A 2,767-nucleotide genomic window follows, 5' to 3' on the forward strand; every position below is an offset into this window, starting at 1 on the left:
TCCGATAATATATTGCACGGCAAGCATCATACCCAGTGTGAGTTGCCCATGAATAACGGCTGTTGCTGCCACCACTGTAATGACGATGTTCTTCAGTTCGTTGATAAATATGCTGCCAGCCTCTTGTGTCTGTTGTAGTTTCAGCGATTTCATCTGCACTCCGAAGAGGTCTGCCTGCACGTCCTCCCATTCCCAGCGTCTGCGCTGCTCGCAGTCTTGGAGCTTTATCTCCTGCATAGAGGTGATAAACTCGTAGGTCTTGTTGTTGTTCATGGCTTGTTGCTCGAAGAGTTCATAATCCAGAACCTTTCTGCGTCTAAGGAAGAGCGCAAGCCAACCACCATAAAGCAAGCTGCCCGCCATAAAGATGGTAAAGATGAGCCAATTGTAAGAAAGCAAAACGATGCTGAACACCACAAAGGTAAAGAGGGAGAACACAATACTGAGTGTTTGTTGTGTCAGAAACGAGTTTACACGGTTGTGGTCTCCCATGCGCTGCATAAGGTCGCCCATTAGTTTAGTATCGAAGAACGACATTGGCAGCTTCAAAAGTTTGATAAAAAAGTCGCTTACCAACGAAATGTTTATGCGCAGCGAAATATGCAACAGCAGCCAACGACGGATAAAGTCGATGGCAGTACGGCTAACCGTAAGCATCAGTTGTCCTAAGAGTATCAGCCATATAAAACCGATATTCTGGTTTTTGATGCCCACATCCACGATAGATTGTGTGAGGAAAGGCAGAATAAGCTGTAACAAACTGCCTACGAGCAAACCTAAGACAATCTGTCCGAAGTACTTGCGATATTGCTTGATATAGCCAAAGAGGAACTTAAACGAGCGTTCCTCCGTTGGCTGTTCGTCTATCTGTTTTTCATAAAAGGCAGGGGTGGGTTCTAAGAACATTGCAATCCCCTTTTCCTCACCGTCCGATTGTGTACTAATCCAATGCTTTTTAAACTCCTCAAAGTTATATTTTACAAGTCCTTTGCCTGGGTCAGCGATGTAGAAGGTCTTTCCTTTCTTGACCTTATACAGTACAACAAAATGGTTTTGATTCCAATGGAGAATGCAGGGATTTTCAAGGTTGCAGATGATATTAACAGAAACCCTTCCACTTATAGTTTCTAATCCCAACTGCGAAGCAACTTTGTCAATAGCAAGTAGCGAAACACCTTCTGTAGTTGCAAAGCATTGTTCTGATAGATAGTTCATACTTTTATCCTTTTTAAAGTAAGAACATATCATTGCTAAGCATGCTACGCCACACTGCATAGAGTCATGTTGTAAAACGAAAGGGAAGTTTTTTCTCATTTTTATTTTTATAATCACAACCTGTCTATAATATCCTTAGATGCAGATCTCTTTGTTTTATCTAATTTTAATTTTCCAAAGTTGTAACTTAGCTTAACCATTAAATATTGAGTATCGAAGTTGCTATCCATCGTAGTGCGAATATTATTATACTCCATATCCCATGTATTACTTTTGTCTGTATGGAAAATATCATTTGCAACAACAAGCAGTGTTAGTTTTTCCTTCCATAGCTGTTGCATATAGGTAAGATTTAATGTCCAAGAGCTACGATGGTTAGTCAACATTCCAGAATATGCACTAGCAAAAGAGCCTTCGAGAGCTAAAAGCGAAGTCTTACTTACAGGATATTGAGCCGACAAAGTCACATCGTAATAAGGCTTGTTCCATGTGCGCTCCTCACCTAAAAAGGTAGCCTTCATAAATGGTTTGGAGAAATAAAAACTAGCATCTCCTTGTATTGATCCTAAGTTATAAGAATAAACAGCTGTAGCAATAATTGCAGATGATTTATCAAAATTAACAGATTGCCATTCAATATTTTTATTACCGATACCATTGTCTTTCCAAAATGGCAACTCTATTATTTTGTCTTTGTCATAATTATAAGCCACAGATGTCATCAAATTGCCAATATTATAAGTTAATTTGATATTGTTAGTGATGCTTGGACGTAGCTGTGGGTTGCCCACTCTATAAGAAATGGCATCGTAATAATCGATAGATGGATTTAAATTGCTATAAGTAGGTCGGCTTATATTCTGCCCTATTGACAAACCTATAGATGACTTTTCTGTTAATTCTCTATTCACTACTAAATTAGGAAATACTTTCCATTCAGTATCATCTACAAACACTCCTTTTTCCTGTGATTCTAGACGTCGTTTGTCAGCTTCTACCCGTAAACCTAGCTGAACGAAAAACTTCTTTATCTGCTTAGAGTATGAGGCAAACGCACCATATAGCATTTCCTGTGTCTTATAATCCTCTTCTTCACTATTGTATGAATAGCCTCCGTTATTCATCATAGCAGAAGTAAAGACTCCAGTACTAAAGTTTCCCCATTTAGCATTAGTACTATACGTTAGTTTGGCACCTGCCACATCATATCTTCCATAACTACTTGTTGTTACCTCTGGGATAGCGTTAGCGAAGCCATTTCCTTCTGATTTATAGTGGGCGTAATCTGCAATAAATCTAAGCGAGCTTGCTTTACTGAATGCGTACTTATAGTTAACACCTATATTGTGAATAGATGATACATCACGCTTATTTTGTATGTAATCCATAGATATTGCATTCATTTTTTGCAACGTAGGCTCAGTAGTATGAGAGTTTCCTATATTACCAGAATATTGAAGTCCCCACGACTGTTTATCAGAAAGTTCCCAATTCATAGCATAAAACCAATTTAGCGTGCGACCGCGTCCGTGGGTATGGCGTTCTTTGGTGC

At 39.1% G+C, this 2,767-nt stretch carries 2 protein-coding genes; both read right to left on the reverse strand.

Translation table 11 applies throughout. The features are described 5' to 3' along the window. Positions 1-1,314: cysteine peptidase family C39 domain-containing protein (locus HMPREF9018_RS01260; protein WP_039863916.1), on the reverse strand; the 1,314-nt coding region annotated here is incomplete at its 3' end. Positions 1,315-1,328: 14 nt separating this feature from the next. Continuing rightward, positions 1,329-2,767 (reverse strand): outer membrane beta-barrel family protein (locus HMPREF9018_RS01265; RefSeq protein WP_039863917.1); only part of this gene is annotated, 1,439 nt, incomplete at its 5' end.

It is taken from the genome of Prevotella amnii CRIS 21A-A (assembly GCF_000177355.1).
GTDB lineage: Bacteria > Bacteroidota > Bacteroidia > Bacteroidales > Bacteroidaceae > Prevotella > Prevotella amnii.